Raw genomic sequence first — 17257 nt, 5'->3', positions numbered from 1 at the left:
ATTTGGATGTTAGGCACAGCTGATGCTCACAGTCTGTATGAAAAGTTTGGCTTCCATGCTCTGAAATCAGAGAATCGATACATGATTCGCAGAGACGAGGATTTCCCGTCGATTCTCAAGCACCCTGAAGAGACTAGGCAGCCATGATTTGGCCTTATTCCAATGGTCACAACGATCATGGCTGACTGCGATCGCTGCTGCTAGGATGACACCATCGACAGCAGTCCTATTCTCGACATTGCCGATGAAAGCGACTCCCTCTCATTTCAGTCATCATTCTCCATCGCTGTACGAAACAGACTATATGCAGTGGATTGAAGCAACGGTAGAAAAGCTACGCTGCCAAGATTATGCCCATATGGACTGGTCCAACCTGATTGAAGAAATCAAAGATATAGGGAAGCGAGAGCGGAGAAACTTGAAAAGCAATCTCGTCGTGCTTCTATTACATCTACTGAAATGGCACCATCAGCCCACACATAGAACAGGAAGCTGGGCAGGCAGCATCGTTGAACACCGACGACGCATTCATGAAATGCTCAAAGATTCACCCAGCCTCTTCCCCTACTTAGAACGTGTGTTGGCTGAAGCTTACCAGGATGCTGTCCAGCAAGCAGAAGCAGAGATGATGCTTTCAGCAGACACATTCCCAGACGAGTGCGAATTCACATTTTCGCACATCCTGAATGAGCAGCTTCCCCCCAAAAGAATCAGCGACAGACTCTCAAGGTTAAGCAACCTGTCTGTAATCTCATCGTTAAGGCAATTGAGCAGACCCAAGCCACTTGAGCCAGGAATTAAGCTTTTACACCACCCAACACCAACCTCTGCACAAGCTATTTCTGGCTGAGTCAATTCCCTACAGCTTGGCCCCACAGTTAGGACAAAAGCTGTGGTTAGAAGGATTCTTGGCACCGCAGCTGCCGCAGTAAATGAGTTCAATCGGCTGAACTTCAGCAGGCTTTTGAGGCAAACCGAGCATCTGAGCATTGCTCTTACCAGGAGCCACCATAGGATAACAGTTCTCATCCTTGCGAACGCGCACATCCATAAGGACTGGGCCATCGTGAGCCAGCATGTCAGCGATCGCAGCCGCAAGCTGATCCCGACTTTCCACAATCACGCCCTTCACCCCGTAAGCATTCGCTAGCATCTCAAAGTTAGGCATTCCCGACTGCATATTCGAAGACGAATACCGTTCGCCATAGAACGCCTGTTGCCACTGACGCACCATGCCTTGCCAGCCGTTGTTGATGATGACGGTTTTTACGTTGATCCCATACTGAGCGAGGGTTCCTAGCTCTTGGGGATTCATTTGAAAACTAGCATCACCGCTGATGCAGATCGTAGTTTCTTCAGGGTGCGCCACCTGGACTCCCATCGCAGCCGGCAAACCAAAGCCCATCGTTCCTAAACCCGCGCTTGATACCCAGCGACGGGGTCCATTTTTAAGGAACTGAGCCGCCCACATTTGATGCTGACCCACATCAGTGGTGTAATAGGCCTGAGGAGCTTGACGACACAACTCAACAATGACTTCCTGGGGAGAAATCTCAACGTCATAGGTTGGCACAACCAGCGGATAATCCTCTCGCCAGCGCTGAATGCGATCGCGCCATACCTGAGTCTGAGTGGGGTCTCCAGTAACGTTCTGCTCTTTCAACCGTCTCAGCAAATTTTGCAACACCCGTTGCACATCTCCCACAATGGGAACGTTGGGGATGCGATTCTTACCCACCTCTGCGGGATCAATGTCGATGTGAATCACCTTGGCGTGACTCGCAAATTCATCCAGTTTCCCTGTGACGCGATCGTCAAATCGAGCGCCAACTGCAATTAGCAGATCGCACTCGCTAACTGCAAAGTTAGCGTAGGCAGTGCCGTGCATTCCCAACATGCCGACAGAAAGCGGATGATGCTCATCGAAAGCACCTTTTCCCATCAGCGTAGTGGTTACGGGAATCGAGAACTGCTCGGCAAGGGCGTGGATTTCAGCGTGAGCACCCGACGTAATGGCTCCACCACCGACATAAAGGAGGGGTTGCTTAGCTGCTCGCAACAGTTGAATTGCGTGATCAACCTGACGGGGATTGCCTTTTACTGTCGGCTTGTATCCCGGCAGATTCACCTCTTGGGGATTGACAGGAATGTAGTCGAATTCTTCGAACCCAACATCTTTAGGAACGTCGATGAGGACTGGACCGGGACGACCCGTTTGCGCAATGTAGAAGGCTTCGGCAACAACGCGCGGCATGTCGCTAGCTGATCGCACTACGTAGGAATGCTTGACCACCGGAAGCGTGATGCCAAAAATATCGGTTTCCTGAAACGCATCTGTGCCAATAGCAGCTCGTGGAACCTGTCCGGTAATGACCACCAAAGGAATAGAATCCATTGCGGCGGTGGCAATTCCGGTCACCAAATTGGTTGCACCAGGACCTGAAGTTCCAAAACAGACGCCAACTTGCCCTGTTGCACGAGCGTAGCCATCGGCAGCGTGGGCTGCTCCCTGCTCGTGTCTCACCAGGATGTGTTGCAGACCGCCCTGTTGCTCAGCTTTGTATAGCTCGTCATAGATCGGCAAAATCGCACCACCTGGGTAACCAAAAATATGGCTAACCCCATGACGCTTAAGACTGTCGATCAGGGCAAATCCACCCGTAACCCGCTGAGTCGTAACTTTATCTTGTGCTTGAACAGAAGATGTCATGGATTTTGAAGAAAACACATGCTAGTGAATGGACAGTTGGCGTGTTCCAGTTCGCAAAATCCCGAAACACAGTTGCATGGAGACCACCACAGGAGGGTAGCGATCGCCCAAAATATTCTCTTAGCCTTACAGAATAAACCGCTCAGCCTCATTCTGTGCTTAAGCAAATGTGACTAAAAATACTGACGGGACTTTCACTATAGTACGAGATTAGGGTTGGTACCTCTTAATCTCAGCAGAGACTTCTAGACAATTCTCATAAATCTTTTGACTAGATTTCAATAGAGACTACCAGACTGCTGCACGGAATATCGTCGAAACGATGAGCGTATATGAGTGCTGAACAGCGGGCCAAGCCTGCTTCACCAGCTTTGCTAGGCACGGCATCCCTATTCAGCAACTCGGACCTAAGATGGCGTTGGACAAACAGGTTGACTTGTTGTGTGATGATGCCATGACAAGGATAAGACTGTGTTGCAGTACTTCATGAAAAATTGGCCATGATGTCATGCATTTCACACGGGCGCTGCTCAAACCTGAAAGATTTAGAGTTATAGCGGCATGCCCTTGCATCAAGCAAACCTCATTCCCTGCTCCCTCAAGACACTGAGATGGACTTGACCAAGCTGCACAGGGCTTGTTACGGCTGATCACTCGGCTCTGGCACTGTTGCACAGGCATTTTCAAGTGCTGCTTCCAGGCGTTCCGGTGAAGGCAACTGCTGCTTGATAGGGTCAGGGAGTTCTGTTCCCGTGCGGTGAATTGAGATGCCAATCGGTTTTTGAACATCACGCAGCGCATATTCTGCGATCGTTTTGTTTTTGGAGCGGCATAGAATCATCCCAATAGTGGGACGGTCTTCAGCATGTCTCAGCAGATCATCCACCGCCGAGACGTAGAAATTCATCTTGCCGGAAAACTCAGGCTGGAAATCACCCATCTTGAGGTCAATCACCACAAAGCACCGCAGTGTCAGGTGATAGAACAGCAGGTCAATAAAGAAATCTTCACCGCCAACCTCTAAGTGATATTGACTGCCAACGAAGGCGAAGCCAACACCCAATTCCAGCAGGAAGTTACGAATGTGGTCAACCAAACCCTTGTGAACGTCGCGCTCTTGAGCACCAGGAGCGATCGCTAAAAAGTCAAACGTGTAGGAATTTTTGATCAGATCTTGCGCCAGATCAGACTGGGCCTCTGGCAAAGTGCGCTCGAAATTAGTAATCGCACTACTCTTCTGACGGTTATAGAGTTGGTTGTCGATTTGAGTCAGTAGGATATTGCGACTCCATCCTCGCGTGATCGCCTGCTGAGCATACCAAAGCCGTTCCTCAGGATCCTTTACGGCCTCCATGAGTCGTACATTGTGGCCCCAAGGTAAATTTGCAACTGTCTGTTGCACCATTGCCTCGTCGGTATAGGTCTCCGCAAATGCTCTCATATAGTGCAGATTTCGGGGGGAGAACCCCTTCATCTCAGGAAACTCATGGCGCAGATCTTTGGCAATGCGATCAACCACTTTGCTGCCCCATCCCTGGTCAGTTTGCCGTTGCAAGATCTCTCGCCCGATCTGCCAATACAGCAGCACTAACTCACGATTCACCGCTTGCGCCGCCCGGACACGCGACTGTCGAATGCGATCTTTTAGGTCAGTCAGCAACTGGCTGTATTCATCGGAGACGGAAAGAGGAGGCATAGGCGAATGGAAGAATAAATGATGCCGCTTTAACCACTACAGACGCAGAAGCTGGCTGATTCTATGCTTTCAAAGCGTCTGCAACAGCCTGTTGCAGTGTTGACTACCGTGCAGTCGAGCAAGAGCAGCATTTTAGTACGCATAGACTATCAGGTTCACCTCATCATACAGCAGAAATTTTGCAACGAGCTGTTGCACAATTTTTCAAGTTGATGCGGAATCCTGACAGGTATGGATCTGCCATTCTCAGGGTGCCGGTGGCAAGGTACAGGTTGAATTGACGCCTGCTGTTGCGATCGACGTTCTAGATACTTAGGGAATTTTCCACAAATAGAGTGTGGAGTCTTCTTCCGAAGGAACGAGTTGGACGACCTGATCAGGTTCCCAATCACCCATATCAAACTGATGGGAAACGACTCGTGCACCGGATGCTAATTGCTGCAACAAGCGAGGCTTCAGACGAAGATTGAGATGGGGCAACAGATAAAGTGCAACAACTGTTGCACAACTGAGATCACTGTCGTAGAGGTTGCCCTGATGCAGCTTAACCTGATCGGAGACGCCAGCTGCGTGAACAGCGGCTTGAGCTTGGCGAATCCGAACTGGATCAATGTCAATTCCAACACCTCTCGTTCCCCACCGCTGGGCTGCTTGAATCAATAATCGTCCGTCACCACATCCCAGGTCATACAGCACATCATCAGGACCAACTTGAGCCAGAGCTAGCATTGCATCTACCGCGTCCTGTGGCGTTGGAATATAGGCAATATCAGGACGCAAAGAAGTCATGAAACCATGGAGATTACTATATGTTGATTAAATTTGATATACCTGCCCCTGCCCGGAAGTTCAGCGGACATGGGAGCAGCACTCTTTTTTCTAGGACTGATCGGACTGATTACATTTCAGGTCTATCAAACCCGGCCCAAGTAACCGTTTAATCTAGCCGTTCGAGCTGCCAGAGAATCTGGTTCCCCTCGCGACGGACCCTTGAAACGGACCAATTTCTCCAAGCCCAGTATTCACCACGACTGGTAACAGCACTCGCGTTCACATCCATCAGGTCGGCTAATTCAGAGCTAGTAATCAGGTACCCCTCCTTCGCGATCGCATCGGCGATTTGCAGGGTTTCGATCATGTTGCGTAATTGGTTAACTCGCGCCTCGCGAGGCAAATTCTCTAGCGCATCGATCCCATCATTGACACCTGAATCAGCCATTATGTTCCCTGGAAAAACCTTGACTCTATTCTATGCCTTCAGTTACAAGGATCCATGAGGTGAACTATCAATCATCTATTCGGTGATCCAAGACTTAAATCTATTATTCTATTGAGCTGCTATTGAGCTGTATCCAAGAGGGCGATCGCTTCAGGCCGCTGTGACAGATCAACCGCACGATTGAGAGAAAAGGCGCGGGCAATCGTATCACAGCGCTCATTTCCCTCGTTTCCAGCATGACCTCGCACATACGTCCAAATCACAGGGGCACCTGTCTGCTGCGCGGCTGCTTGATTAACTTGGTCGAGTTGCTGCCACAAATCTTGATTTAACACAGGCTTTTTAGCGGAATTCCTCCACCCACGTCGCTTCCATCCAGCAATCCATTCGGTGATTCCTTTTTTGACATATTCGCTGTCGGTGAAGAGTTCAACAGGGTTGGTTTGTTCAGAAGCCACCAACAGCTGTAGGCCAGCGATCGCCGCCTGCATCTCCATACGATTGTTCGTCGTTTGGCTGTCCCGTCCACCCATCTCGTGTACCGAACCATCTGCCAAATATAGAACCGTTCCCCAACCGCCGGGGCCTGGATTACCGGAGCAGGCACCATCGGTGTAAATAGTCTTGATTGTGGGCAAAGACGCCATAGCGATCTCCAAAAGGTCTAGCGTTGTCGATTATGCAACTTGCAAAGTCACTTTGCAGTAATAGTTCACCTTATTGAAAGAACCGATACAGCAAGAGATGATGGCTCACGTATGCCATGGTTGCTGTCTAAGCCCCAAATCTGCTTTCCTTGGGAAAGCTACAGAACTCGCTTAGATGGACGACTATCACTATGATTTTGAGTTGGCGTAAGGAACCCGATCTGCGGCGAGTATTGCTGATTGCTGGCGGTTTCTTTGTCCTAGTCACTGGACTCCTATTACACCGTTATTTCACTTACTATGCTTCCTTCGATCAGGGTATTTTCAATCAGGTCTTTTGGAATAACGCTCACGGTAATCTGTTTCAAAGCACGCTGTCGTCTCAGCTCTCAACGAATGTCGTTCACAGCGGGGAATTGCCTCAGACGACTTATCGTCGCTTGGGACAACACTTTACGCCAGCCCTTCTGCTATGGTGGCCCATCTATACTGTTTTTCCATCGCCCGCTACGTTATCAGTGCTGCAAGCAGCGTTTGCGACTCTCTCTGGACTGCTGCTCTATGCCCTCGCTCGTAAGTATCTAGAGCAGCGGCTATCGCTAGCGATTATGGTGAGCTTTTATGGGGCGATCGCAGTCCTCAATCCTTACTTGGCAAACTTCCACGACATTGGACAAATTCCCCTCTTTATCTTTGGCTTACTGCTAGCTATGGAATATCGTCGCTGGTGGATTTTTGCGCTGTTGTGTTTAGTGATTCTGGCTGTCCGAGAAGATAGCCCAGTGGCCCTGTTTGGCATCGGCGCCTATCTAGTAGCTAGTCGTCGCCATCCCCGCATCGGTTTAGGCGTCTGTGCTCTCAGCGTGGGCTATTTTGTCCTGGTGACCAATGTGTTCATGCCAGCCTTTTCAGAAGACATCTCCAAACGCTTCATGATTGAGGAATTTGGACAGTACATCAACGATGATGAGGCGTCTACGCTGGACGTGCTTTGGGCCATGATCAGTCAGCCAGGACTGCTCCTACGAGAACTGGTGTCCCCCCCCGGAGACACACTGGAGTATTTCGCCGGACATTGGCTTCCCCTAGCGTTTATTCCGGCTTTGTCTCCAGCAGCGTGGATCATAGCAGGACCCCCCCTGCTCAAACTCACGCTGACAGAAGGCAGTTCTGGTCTCAACACCAGCATTCGCTATGCCTTAAACGTTGTGCCGGGCATGTTCTACGGAACCATTCTTTGGTGGGCCGGACAGGGATTCCGGCGATTCATGCAGCCTTGGGAAACGGTGCGATCGCGCTCTCCGTCTCGCAATTTCCGCCGCTTCTGGAGTGTCTGCTTGATTATTTCGCTCGTGTTTATCCCCATCTCGAATCCTAGCCGCGTCTTCACAGTCCTGATTCCAGACTCTATTCAGCCTTGGGTGTATGTATCTCCCATCCTGCAGTGGCAACGTGCCCAAGCGATGAATCGGCTCCTTGCCCAAATTCCCGCCGATGCTAGCGTAACGGCAACGACCTATCTGGTTCCCCATGTTTCTGGACGACGCGCCATACTGCGGATGCCGCTGATAGCCTACCAAGACGACGCAGGAACGGCACGAGATGTGGACTACATTGCTGCTGACCTATGGCGACTACAGCGCTATCAAGTTGCCTTCAGTCGCGATCGCGATCGACTTCACCACTTCACCCAGCTCATCAATGCATGGATAGCCACCGAACAATACGGCCTTATTCAAGCTAAAGATGGTCTCATTTTGCTCCAGCGAGATAGTCCTTCTGCTCCCCAAGCTTTAGAAGACTGGCAAACATTTTTATCGCCGGATGAGTAGTTTTGAGATGTGCGGGCCAATCAGTTTGATGGGACAGGGGTGTAGGACAATCTAACTTAGCGTGAGACGAGACGAATAGATAACATCCCTCCATCTGTATCCCCGCCCGCCTCTAGTCCCTCTATAGATCAGATGCACCATGCTCATTTCCCGGCTATCGTAGAACTATGGGCTATGAACCACTTCACCATAAATATCGACCTCAGACCTTCGCGCAACTGGTAGGTCAGGATGCGATCGCCCAAACGTTGAGCCATGCTTTAGAACAGCAGCGCATTGCTCCGGCATACTTGTTCTGCGGTCCACGCGGCACGGGCAAAACCTCCAGCGCTCGCATTCTGGCCAAGTCTTTGAATTGTCTGAACCACGATGTTCCCGATCCTCATCCCTGTGGCGTGTGTGAAGTGTGCCGGGGCATCAATGACGGCTCCATTTTGGACATTGTGGAAATTGATGCTGCTAGCAACACAGGCGTCGACAATATTCGTGAACTGATTGAGCGAGCACAGTTTGCACCAGTGCAGTGCCGCTACAAGGTCTATGCTATTGACGAGTGTCACATGCTGAGCACTGCCGCATTTAACGCTTTGCTGAAGACGCTGGAAGAACCCCCTGATCAGGTAATTTTTGTCCTAGCAACGACGGATCCCCAGCGGGTACTACCCACCATTATTTCTCGATGCCAGCGATTTGATTTCCGGCGCATTCCTCTAGAGGCGATGGTGAGTCATTTGCAGGCGATCGCTCAAACAGAATCCATTGACATCACGGAAGAGGCCGTGCGTCTAGTTGCGCAGATTGCTCAGGGGGGACTGCGAGATGCAGAGAGTCTGCTGGACCAATTAAGTCTGCTAGAGCCGCCTATTATTCCTGAAAAGGTTTGGGAATTGGTAGGCGCTGTTCCTGAACGTGATTTGTTGGAGTTGGTAGCGGCGATCGCATCAGATAATGGCGTACAGGTGCTCGACACGGTTCGTCGTCTGATGGATCGAGGGCGGGAACCCATGATCGTGCTGCAAAATTTAGCCAGCTTCTATCGAGACCTGATCATCGCTAAAACTGCGGCAGAGCGAGCCGATTTGGTTCCGGTAACGCCACCCACCTGGGAGGCGATGAAAGCCTTTAGCCAGTCTGTATCCCTGCCCTTGCTACTGGTTGGCCAGAAAACATTAAGGGAGGCAGAACCTCAGCTACGGAACACAACCCAACCTCGGCTCTGGCTAGAAGTGACGTTGATGAATCTGTTGCCATCTGCTCAAACGAGTCTTATGGGCAATGCGGCAACTGCTCCCCAACCCCTACCGCGTTCGGTGAATTCTCCTGTAGTGACGCGATCGTCTGCTCCTCAAGCCCCTCTGTCACAACCCTCCAGCCCTGCCAAAACAGCTGCACAACCTACACCTGAACCACCACCGCCTACCCCTCCAGCAGAAGAGGCCGCGACATCGCAGCCACCCGAACCTGAACCTGTTGAACCACCCGAGACTGTCTCGCCAGAGTTAGCACCTGTCGAGCCATCGATCGCGCCAACAGCCGATCTAGCGGCTATCTGGGCACAGGTGATCAGCCAAATGCGTCCGATGGGAACGCGCGCCATGATGCAGCAACAGGGGCATTTGATCAGCTACGACGGCACTAGCGCTCGCATTGGCATCAAGTCCAAGCCACTGTTCAAAATGGCAAAAGGACGAGTTGCCAACATTGAGGCGGCTTTTGAACAGATCTCTAACCAGAAAGTCACTGTCACGCTAGAGGTTGCTGAAGCTCCTCCCGGTTCAAATACAACAGCCGTAGCCGATGCCAGCGCTCAACCGCCCCCAGCAACAACCAAAAAACCGCCGCCACCAAAGCCTAAAACGCAAAATCCTGATCTTCCGTCCCCTCCCCCTCCCCCAAAATCGTCAGATCCCTCTGCGCCTGAATCAGGAATTGAGCCACCTCAGAACACTTGGCAGCCTCAGAGCGACATTGATAGAGCCGCGAAAAGCTTTGCCGATTTTTTCAACGGTCAGATTGTGAATCTAGACGACGATGACGACGACTCTGACACCCAGGGGAAATCCTCAAAGGGCCAGCAACCAAAGCCCAAACCTCCTTCTTCACCAGGAAGTGACGTGCCATTTTAACCATCGATAGATCAGGCGATGATTACCTGTATCCATAGAATCGCTTTGTAGTTGTGGGCCTTCGGCGAGAGAGGCTACTTTGCAGCAACAGGAGCAATTAATTCGGGATCTTGGAATAACGGTGTGCTGAGGTATCTTTCCCCAAAGCTTGGTTGAATCATGACAATTAGCTTGTCCGCATTGTCAGGACGAGAGCCCACTTCGATCGCTGCCTTCAATACGGCACCCGTTGAAATCCCCGAAAGTAAGCCTTCTTCTCTAGCAAGGCGACGGCCATACGCAATTGCATCGTCGTCACTAACCCTGACAACCTCATCAATAATTTGAGTGTTGAGGACTTCCGGGATGAAGCCTGCACCGATGCCTTGAATTTTATGGGGGCCAGCGTGGCCACCAGATAGAACCGGGCTGTTGATAGGTTCGACTGCGATCGCCTGAAAGTCTGGTTTGCGTCCCTTGAGCACTTCAGCAATGCCTGTAATAGTGCCGCCCGTCCCGACTCCGGCAATCACCATATCAACCTGCCCATCCGTATCGGCCCAAATCTCCTCAGCTGTCGTTTGGCGATGGATATCAGGATTAGCTGGATTCGAGAACTGTTGCAGCATGTATGCGTCTGGCAATGTATTAACCAAACGCCGAGCACACCGAATACAGCCTGACATCCCTTCAACACCCGGTGTTAGCTCTAGCTCAGCACCAAAGGCTCGCAGCATCGCCCGCCGCTCAGCGCTCATCGTCTCCGGCATCGTGAGAATCAATCGATATCCCTTGGCTGCCGCCGCCATCGCCAGCGCAATGCCCGTATTGCCCGATGTCGGTTCAACCAAAGTCGTCTGCCCAGGTCGAATCTTCCCCTCGGCTTCAGCTGCATCAATCATATTGATACCGATCCGGTCCTTGACGGACGCGGAAGGATTCATGCCCTCTAGCTTGACCACAATGGTCGCTCGACACCCTTCCGCCTGAGGAATTCGGTTTAATCGAACGAGGGGCGTATGACCAATCAACGCCGTCACATCATCTGCAATACGCATAAGCACTAAATGTAGTACATCAGATCAACTTGCTGTTTAGCTCGGCACTGATCCAGCAAATCTTGAAGGGTTTGCTTTTGCAGCACAGTTTCGGCAGCCTCCCTCACGGCTTGCCAGGTTTCTGCAATCACGACACCTTCCGAGGTTTGTGGCTTAGCCCCGGTTTCCTTGCCTGAGTCAAATCCTTCGATGCAGCTAACGATGTCATAAAGCGTCACTTGCCACGGCGATCGCGCTAGCAGATATCCGCCCTTGGCTCCGCGTTGGCTACGAACAATACCTGCCCGTCTCAGCGTTGCCAGCAGTTGCTCTAGGTAACGATCAGGAATGCTTTGCTGGGCCGCAATCTGACGGATCTGCATTGGTTCACCGTTAGAGAAGTTGCGTCCCAATTCTAGGAGCGCTAGCAAGGCGTACTCACTTTTACTTGACAGTTCCACGAGCGGTTTATGTTGCGTCATTGAGGGTTATCTCTAGTATAACCCCGGTTCCCCAGTCGGGTTTGCAGGATTCTTGAGTTGAACCAATTGGGGGATAAAACTGGGGATCAGTTATCGGTCCTCTATGAGAAGGTGTTCCAGTATAGTGATATCTATAGCTGCCACCCATGTATCACTATGCTGAAGCAACTTCTCAAGCCTTTGTTAGGCTCCTGCATAACGGCGATCGCGCTCCTCCTCATGGTGGTCATTGCCCCGCCTGCCCTCGCAACAGGTGTTTACCAAATGCCGCCTCTATCTGACAGCACTTGGATTGTTGACGATGCTGGATTAATAAGCCGCCTGAATGAAGGAAAAATTACGACGCAACTGCAAGATTTGGCAGCTGCAACTGGTAACGAAGTTCGTTTTGTCACAATTCATCGCTTAGATTATGGCGAAACACCTGCCAGTTTTGCGGATGCCTTGATGGAGAAATGGTTTCCAGATCCCGAAAACCGGGCCAGCCAAAGCATTTTGGTCCTTGATGATGTGACCAATGGCGCAGCCCTAAAAGTTGGCAATGAATCAGCAACTTTATTGGCAGATGATATTGCCGATAGCATTGTCAGTGAAACGATTGGGATTCCGCTACGGCAGGCGAATAAATACAATCAGGCCCTATTGGATGCCAGCGATCGCTTAGTTGCAGTGCTCTCTGGCGAACCCGATCCGGGTCCTCCTGAGGAAAAGAGTTCCTTTGAAATCGAAAGCACTTTTGCATCAGCAGAAGAAACCGAAGAGAATCGCGGCAATGCTACCGTCATTGTCGTAGGGTTTTTGATCGCCGCCACCATCATTCCTATGGCAACCTATTATTTCTATCAATCCATTGGCGGATAAAGTCTGTAAGCTGAAGTTACAGAAGTGGAGCTGGCAAAGAGGCATGATCTCTCTGGCAGCTCCAACAGTTTTGCCTATTGCTCTATGAATTTGGACGGTACCTCATGCAAAGTCAGGACTAATGCAGAATGCACCTACAGGTAATATAGGCAAACTCACAACGCTAGCGGTTAGCCGTATTCGCAAAGGTCCTCTTAGTCCTGAATGTAGTCTTGTGCAGAGAGTAAGGCGAATTCTGCTCGAACAAATTCACGACCCAGATAGGCAGCATGGTCGAGCATTGTGACAGGACAGGGGCGATCGCGGTTTTCAAAAATAGCAATGCACAACTCCTTCGCAGTACGACCTGTATAAACCTGTGAATGCTGCCGTTGAACTTCTCCATCACACGGCAAAGGTTCACCTGTTTCAGGATCACACGCTAGTCCCTTATCGTTGATCACGTTCGTGAAATGCTTGGCGCAGATCAGACCTGAGTCGCGCTCCAAATAGATCAAAAAGTATCCGCCCGGATCAAGCTCAATGAAACGCTGTGAGAGCTTATTGTCCAAGTCGATTAAGGCTTGAGGGTGATGCTGTTGAGAAGTTTGAGTTTGTACCATTCAGTGCGAAGTGTGTCTAAACAGTTTGCAACAAAAGTGAATTGAACTGGACTCTTATCTTAGCCTGAGCATCCGTTGATGGGGAAATCAGTCGTTTGAGTCATCCGAAATAGAATTAACCGCAATAAAAAACCGACAGGAATCCCGTATTCCCATCGGTCTCTGTGTGTTCCCTGTAGATGACTCGGCTAGAGTTGAGTCGATATCAGTATCCTCAAGGAATCGGTTTTTGCTTAGGACGGTTGTCACTCTCCCCCGTGAGAATGATCACCCAATTTCTCTATATGCGTTAGTGCTTAGCCGCCTCGACTATGTATCGTTCACGGTCTACCGTTCAAGTCAGCGTGGTTGAGCGGTAGACTAGGCTGGGTTTGTTATCGCAGATTGACTGCTCATGACTTCTCCCTTTTCCCCAGACGAAATCGCTTCCGAAGGTATCAAACCCGATGAGTACGAAGAAATCGTACGTCGGCTTGGGCGGCATCCCAACCGGGCGGAACTCGGCATGTTTGGAGTCATGTGGTCGGAACACTGCTGCTACAAAAATTCCCGTCCTTTACTCAGTCAGTTCCCCACGCAGGGCGATCGCATTCTGGTGGGTCCTGGAGAAAACGCCGGTGTTATTGACGCCGGTGATGGGCTACGAGTTGCCTTCAAAATCGAATCCCACAATCATCCTTCAGCAGTGGAACCCTTTCAGGGAGCAGCTACTGGCGTTGGCGGCATCCTGCGGGATATTTTTACAATGGGTGCGCGTCCCATTGCGGTGTTGAATGCCTTGCGGTTTGGCACCTTAGACGATGCTCGTACACGCCGCATTGTTGATGGAGTGGTCTCAGGCATTGCTCACTACGGCAATTGTTTCGGTGTGCCGACGGTAGGCGGCGAAGTTTATTTTGACCCAGCCTATGCTGGGAATCCCCTTGTTAATGCCATGGCGATCGGCCTGATGGAAACGCCAGACATTGTAAAATCTGGCGCGTCGGGGATTGGGAATCCCGTACTGTATGTCGGCTCCACAACAGGACGAGACGGCATGGGTGGAGCCAGTTTTGCCAGCGCCGAGCTGAGCGATGCCTCGCAGGATGATCGCCCAGCAGTTCAGGTCGGTGATCCCTTTCTTGAAAAATCGCTGGTCGAAGCTTGCCTGGAAGCGTTCAAAACAGGGGCTGTCGTGGCCGCTCAAGACATGGGCGCAGCCGGAATTACCTGCTCAACGTCTGAAATGGCAGCCAACGGCGGCGTTGGGGTAGATGTTGATTTAGATAAAGTCCCCAACCGTGAAACAGGGATGGTGCCCTACGAATATTTGCTCTCAGAGTCCCAGGAGCGGATGCTATTCATTGCACAAAAGGGCCGGGAACAGGAGCTGATCGACATCTTTGAGCGCTGGGGACTGCATGCCGTCGTGGTTGGGGAAGTCATCGAAGACTCCATCGTTCGGATTCGGTTTAAGGGAGAGATCGCCGCTGAGATTCCTGCTAATGCCTTAGCTGATGACACACCCATCTATCATCGTGAGCTGATGGCCGACTTACCAGACTATGTGCAGCAGGCACGGCGGTGGTCTGAAGCAGCGCTACCTGACTGCGATCGCACCGGTCTGCAAATTCAACCGTCCCAGTCCTGGACCAGCGTTTTGGAAACCCTGTTGGACAGTCCTTCAATCGCCTCTAAGCAATCGATCTATCGCCAATACGATCATCAGGTGCAAAACAATACGGTCCTGCTGCCAGGCGGCAGTGACGCAGCGGTGATTCGTTTGCGTCCTCAAACCGGTGATCAAGCTCAGGCATTCGTCAATACGCGCAAAGGGCTGGCAGCAACGGTAGATTGCAATGGTCGCTATGTATATCTTGATCCCTACGAGGGAGCTAAGGCCGCGATCGCAGAAGCGGCCCGCAACCTCAGCTGTGTGGGCGCTGACCCGATAGCCGTTACCGACAATCTCAACTTTGGTAGTCCAGAAAAGCCGGTTGGCTATTGGCAGTTAGCAGAAGCAACCCGGGGACTCGCAGACGGCTGCCGCCTTTTCGCAACGCCGGTTACTGGCGGCAACGTTTCTCTCTACAATGAAACACTCGACAGCGCCGGCAACCCCACTCCTATCTATCCCACTCCGGTGGTGGGTATGGTTGGTTTATTAGAAGACGTGACCCAGGCCAAAGGGCAGGGATGGCGACAAACCGGAGATACGATTTATCTCTTAGGCTTAAAAGTAGAAGCATCCTCAGCAGCTTCCGAATCTGTGACCCTAGGTGGCTCTGAGTATCTTGCGGTGATTCACGACACGGTCGCGGGTCGTCCCCCTAAAGTGAATGCTGAGCTAGAGAAAGCAGTGCAGGCAGCCTGTCGTCACGGTATTCAGCAGGGTTGGATACAGTCGGCCCATGATTGTGCTGAGGGCGGACTCGCTGTCGCCTTAGCCGAGTCCTGTATCAGCGGACAGCAGGGTGCTGATATTACGCTCCCTGTTCAAGATGCGTCCGTTCGGTGGGATCGACTTTTATTTGGCGAGGGCGGAGCACGCATTCTCGTATCGGTCTCTCCAGATGCGATCGCCCCTTGGGAAACCTACCTCACCGACACTCTAGACAGTCACTGGCAAGTCATTGGAACCGTCAGCGCTACTACTGATTTGACTCTCACGAATGCAGACGGTCATGCCCTTATCAAAACTGAGCTGGCCACTATAACGGCCACTTGGGAATCCGCGATCGAACGTAGGTTGGCCTAACAGCTCCGGCTTCCCCAAGGCCACCCAATCTATGGCCTTCTTACCTAAGTCTGCTAACCATTTCTAGAGGGTTTGGTCGTATAGGGCCATCTGTTGAGAGACCGCACCTCACCCTACTGGTACGCAAACTCGCTTCAATTTTCGACGTTCAGGCGACGAGTATCAATCACAAACCCATCATTGCGAACGAGAACCGAGGAAATCCAGCGGTGGTCAGGCTGCTCTGGCGCTTTACCTATCTTGAATAAGCCTCCTGCTGACAACGCTTGCAAATCAAGCGGGCGCGGTGTCAGAAAATCCTCAGCCGTCACCCCTTCATCCACGGCAATTCCCAACAGCAAGCGATCGCCCAGCGGTTCTTCCACAATGGCATCAAAATTAAAACGCTCTCCTGGCGTCACCGATTCGGGCAGCAGAATCTCCACAGAAGGAGGTCTCTCACCAGATGCGAGCTGAGTTTGCTCAGACAAAATTTCCTGCGAGACCACCTGCCCGTTTTCAAACCGCTGCCGCGATCGCACTTCAGCGGTCAAGTTCATATCGCGTCCAACGGTAGACCGGGTTCCTGTAACGGTTGTCAGTGTCTCAGCAATGAGTGCAGTCCCCTCAGATTCCCACGCCAAGAGTTCAACATCGTACGTCAGATTGGAATACTGGCCCCAAAATTCAGTGAGCGTCATTTGATACTGCTCACGGGTAAACCCATCAGGTCCTTGAAAAGCCGGACTATAAAGAGCCATCACCTGATCAATATCTTGCTGGTTCGCAGCCGCCTCAATATTGTCAATAGCTGAAATCAATTGAGCCGGGGCTGTTTCGGGTGGAGCAGCGATCGCCTGAGGTGCGATCGCCAGCCAGCTCAAACCCAGACCCAGACTAGCCGCAGAGACCATCGATTTAGTAAAGCAAGCCATTGACAACACTCAATACTTTCAATTCTTGCCTCCTACCTTAGCGCGGAATAATCCAGCTTTTTGTCCAGGTAGACGCTTTCTCCTCTAATCCGGCATGAGCACACCTAGGTACCGTAGCTTGCCTTACAGAGGTGATTCAATATTTTTAAGGCTTACACATAGCCTCTTGCATCCCCCAATTCTAGGGCCGTTGAATCCGGTTTCCCCATGTTCGGAGGCTTAAGGGGACTCCAGAAAAAATTTACCGCTGGTAGGGTGCCATTAACGCAGCGTAATGCACCGCAGCCCGGTAATTTTATGTTTAGAAATCTCCTCAGGAGTCAAAGCCGGATTCAACTGCATCAGCCCTGACTTCATTGCCTTGGCAGAACGAGATGTCCTAAGCACCGGTTCAATGCCCTGTTGCTGAGTCAAG

The 17257-nt window shown here is 51.3% G+C and carries 15 protein-coding genes; 5 read left to right on the top strand and 10 right to left on the bottom strand.

Annotated elements, in window-relative coordinates:
• The first annotated feature begins 205 nt into the window (after positions 1 to 205).
• On the top strand, positions 206 to 850 hold the full coding sequence (locus tag PN498_RS25765; RefSeq protein WP_334312294.1) for a DUF29 domain-containing protein: 645 nt from the start codon (positions 206 to 208) through the stop codon (positions 848 to 850).
• Between the two features lie 9 nt (positions 851 to 859).
• Here the strand turns inward: PN498_RS25765 and ilvB are convergent, their stop codons facing one another.
• The 5 genes from ilvB to rnhA form a co-directional block, all read right to left on the bottom strand.
• Entirely contained in the window at positions 860 to 2710 is a 1851-nt protein-coding gene (ilvB, locus tag PN498_RS25760) for a biosynthetic-type acetolactate synthase large subunit (protein ID WP_272066325.1), read from the bottom strand.
• Between the two features lie 640 nt (positions 2711 to 3350).
• Positions 3351 to 4406 (bottom strand): PDDEXK nuclease domain-containing protein, encoded by a 1056-nt coding sequence (locus PN498_RS25755; protein ID WP_272066324.1) that lies wholly within the window; start codon positions 4404 to 4406, stop codon positions 3351 to 3353.
• Positions 4407 to 4718: 312 nt separating this feature from the next.
• Positions 4719 to 5195, bottom strand: coding sequence for an SAM-dependent methyltransferase (locus tag PN498_RS25750; RefSeq protein ID WP_272066323.1), 477 nt, complete (start codon positions 5193 to 5195; stop codon positions 4719 to 4721).
• Positions 5196 to 5343: 148 nt separating this feature from the next.
• On the bottom strand, positions 5344 to 5625 hold the full coding sequence (locus tag PN498_RS25745; RefSeq protein WP_334312293.1) for a hypothetical protein: 282 nt from the start codon (positions 5623 to 5625) through the stop codon (positions 5344 to 5346).
• Between the two features lie 119 nt (positions 5626 to 5744).
• A complete protein-coding gene (gene rnhA / locus PN498_RS25740; RefSeq protein ID WP_272066322.1) occupies positions 5745 to 6272 on the bottom strand; it encodes a ribonuclease HI in 528 nt (175 codons plus the stop codon).
• A 191-nt stretch (positions 6273 to 6463) separates the two neighbouring features.
• Between rnhA and PN498_RS25735 the strand changes: the two genes are divergently transcribed.
• Entirely contained in the window at positions 6464 to 8104 is a 1641-nt protein-coding gene (locus PN498_RS25735; protein ID WP_272066321.1) for a DUF2079 domain-containing protein, read from the top strand.
• A 167-nt stretch (positions 8105 to 8271) separates the two neighbouring features.
• Complete coding sequence (locus tag PN498_RS25730) at positions 8272 to 10230, top strand: DNA polymerase III subunit gamma/tau (RefSeq protein WP_272066320.1); 1959 nt, start codon at positions 8272 to 8274, stop codon at positions 10228 to 10230.
• Positions 10231 to 10304: 74 nt separating this feature from the next.
• Here PN498_RS25730 and cysK read toward each other — a convergent pair whose 3' ends face one another.
• The gene (cysK, locus tag PN498_RS25725; RefSeq protein WP_272066319.1) at positions 10305 to 11267 is read right to left on the bottom strand and encodes a cysteine synthase A; all 963 of its coding nucleotides are present in this window, start codon (positions 11265 to 11267) and stop codon (positions 10305 to 10307) included.
• Positions 11268 to 11272: 5 nt separating this feature from the next.
• The gene (locus PN498_RS25720; RefSeq protein ID WP_272066318.1) at positions 11273 to 11728 is read right to left on the bottom strand and encodes an RrF2 family transcriptional regulator; all 456 of its coding nucleotides are present in this window, start codon (positions 11726 to 11728) and stop codon (positions 11273 to 11275) included.
• 156 nt (positions 11729 to 11884) lie between these two features.
• Between PN498_RS25720 and psb32 the strand changes: the two genes are divergently transcribed.
• Positions 11885 to 12589, top strand: a complete 705-nt coding sequence (gene psb32, locus PN498_RS25715) for a photosystem II repair protein Psb32 (protein WP_272066317.1) — start codon at positions 11885 to 11887, stop codon at positions 12587 to 12589.
• A 194-nt stretch (positions 12590 to 12783) separates the two neighbouring features.
• Here psb32 and PN498_RS25710 read toward each other — a convergent pair whose 3' ends face one another.
• Positions 12784 to 13191, bottom strand: coding sequence for a DUF4346 domain-containing protein (locus tag PN498_RS25710; protein ID WP_272066316.1), 408 nt, complete (start codon positions 13189 to 13191; stop codon positions 12784 to 12786).
• Positions 13192 to 13585: 394 nt separating this feature from the next.
• Here PN498_RS25710 and purL point away from each other — a divergent pair, with 394 nt between their 5' ends.
• Positions 13586 to 15928 (top strand): phosphoribosylformylglycinamidine synthase subunit PurL, encoded by a 2343-nt coding sequence (purL, locus tag PN498_RS25705; protein WP_272066315.1) that lies wholly within the window; start codon positions 13586 to 13588, stop codon positions 15926 to 15928.
• Between the two features lie 134 nt (positions 15929 to 16062).
• On the opposite strand, the gene PN498_RS25700 is transcribed toward purL, so the two are convergent.
• Positions 16063 to 16842 carry a nuclear transport factor 2 family protein gene (locus PN498_RS25700; RefSeq protein ID WP_272066314.1) on the bottom strand — a complete coding sequence of 260 codons (780 nt, stop codon included), beginning with the start codon at positions 16840 to 16842 and terminating at the stop codon, positions 16063 to 16065.
• A gap of 261 nt (positions 16843 to 17103) precedes the next feature.
• A complete protein-coding gene (locus PN498_RS25695) occupies positions 17104 to 17256 on the bottom strand; it encodes a hypothetical protein (protein WP_272066313.1) in 153 nt (50 codons plus the stop codon).
• Position 17257 lies beyond the last annotated feature (1 nt).

The organism is Oscillatoria sp. CS-180 (genome assembly GCF_028330965.1).
GTDB lineage: Bacteria > Cyanobacteriota > Cyanobacteriia > Phormidesmidales > Phormidesmidaceae > Halomicronema.
This window is presented reverse-complemented; position numbering and strand designations above follow the sequence as displayed.

What these genes read in the sequence shown, in the direction of transcription:
- PN498_RS25765 (WP_334312294.1), top strand. Translation starts at nt 206, where the DNA reads ATGACACCATCGACAGCAGTCCTATTCTCGACATTGCCGATGAAAGCG.
- ilvB (WP_272066325.1), bottom strand. Translation starts at nt 2,710, where the DNA reads ATGACATCTTCTGTTCAAGCACAAGATAAAGTTACGACTCAGCGGGTT.
- PN498_RS25755 (WP_272066324.1), bottom strand. Translation starts at nt 4,406, where the DNA reads ATGCCTCCTCTTTCCGTCTCCGATGAATACAGCCAGTTGCTGACTGAC.
- PN498_RS25750 (WP_272066323.1), bottom strand. Translation starts at nt 5,195, where the DNA reads ATGACTTCTTTGCGTCCTGATATTGCCTATATTCCAACGCCACAGGAC.
- PN498_RS25745 (WP_334312293.1), bottom strand. Translation starts at nt 5,625, where the DNA reads ATGGCTGATTCAGGTGTCAATGATGGGATCGATGCGCTAGAGAATTTG.
- rnhA (WP_272066322.1), bottom strand. Translation starts at nt 6,272, where the DNA reads ATGGCGTCTTTGCCCACAATCAAGACTATTTACACCGATGGTGCCTGC.
- PN498_RS25735 (WP_272066321.1), top strand. Translation starts at nt 6,464, where the DNA reads ATGATTTTGAGTTGGCGTAAGGAACCCGATCTGCGGCGAGTATTGCTG.
- PN498_RS25730 (WP_272066320.1), top strand. Translation starts at nt 8,272, where the DNA reads ATGGGCTATGAACCACTTCACCATAAATATCGACCTCAGACCTTCGCG.
- cysK (WP_272066319.1), bottom strand. Translation starts at nt 11,267, where the DNA reads ATGCGTATTGCAGATGATGTGACGGCGTTGATTGGTCATACGCCCCTC.
- PN498_RS25720 (WP_272066318.1), bottom strand. Translation starts at nt 11,728, where the DNA reads ATGACGCAACATAAACCGCTCGTGGAACTGTCAAGTAAAAGTGAGTAC.
- psb32 (WP_272066317.1), top strand. Translation starts at nt 11,885, where the DNA reads ATGCTGAAGCAACTTCTCAAGCCTTTGTTAGGCTCCTGCATAACGGCG.
- PN498_RS25710 (WP_272066316.1), bottom strand. Translation starts at nt 13,191, where the DNA reads ATGGTACAAACTCAAACTTCTCAACAGCATCACCCTCAAGCCTTAATC.
- purL (WP_272066315.1), top strand. Translation starts at nt 13,586, where the DNA reads ATGACTTCTCCCTTTTCCCCAGACGAAATCGCTTCCGAAGGTATCAAA.
- PN498_RS25700 (WP_272066314.1), bottom strand. Translation starts at nt 16,842, where the DNA reads ATGGCTTGCTTTACTAAATCGATGGTCTCTGCGGCTAGTCTGGGTCTG.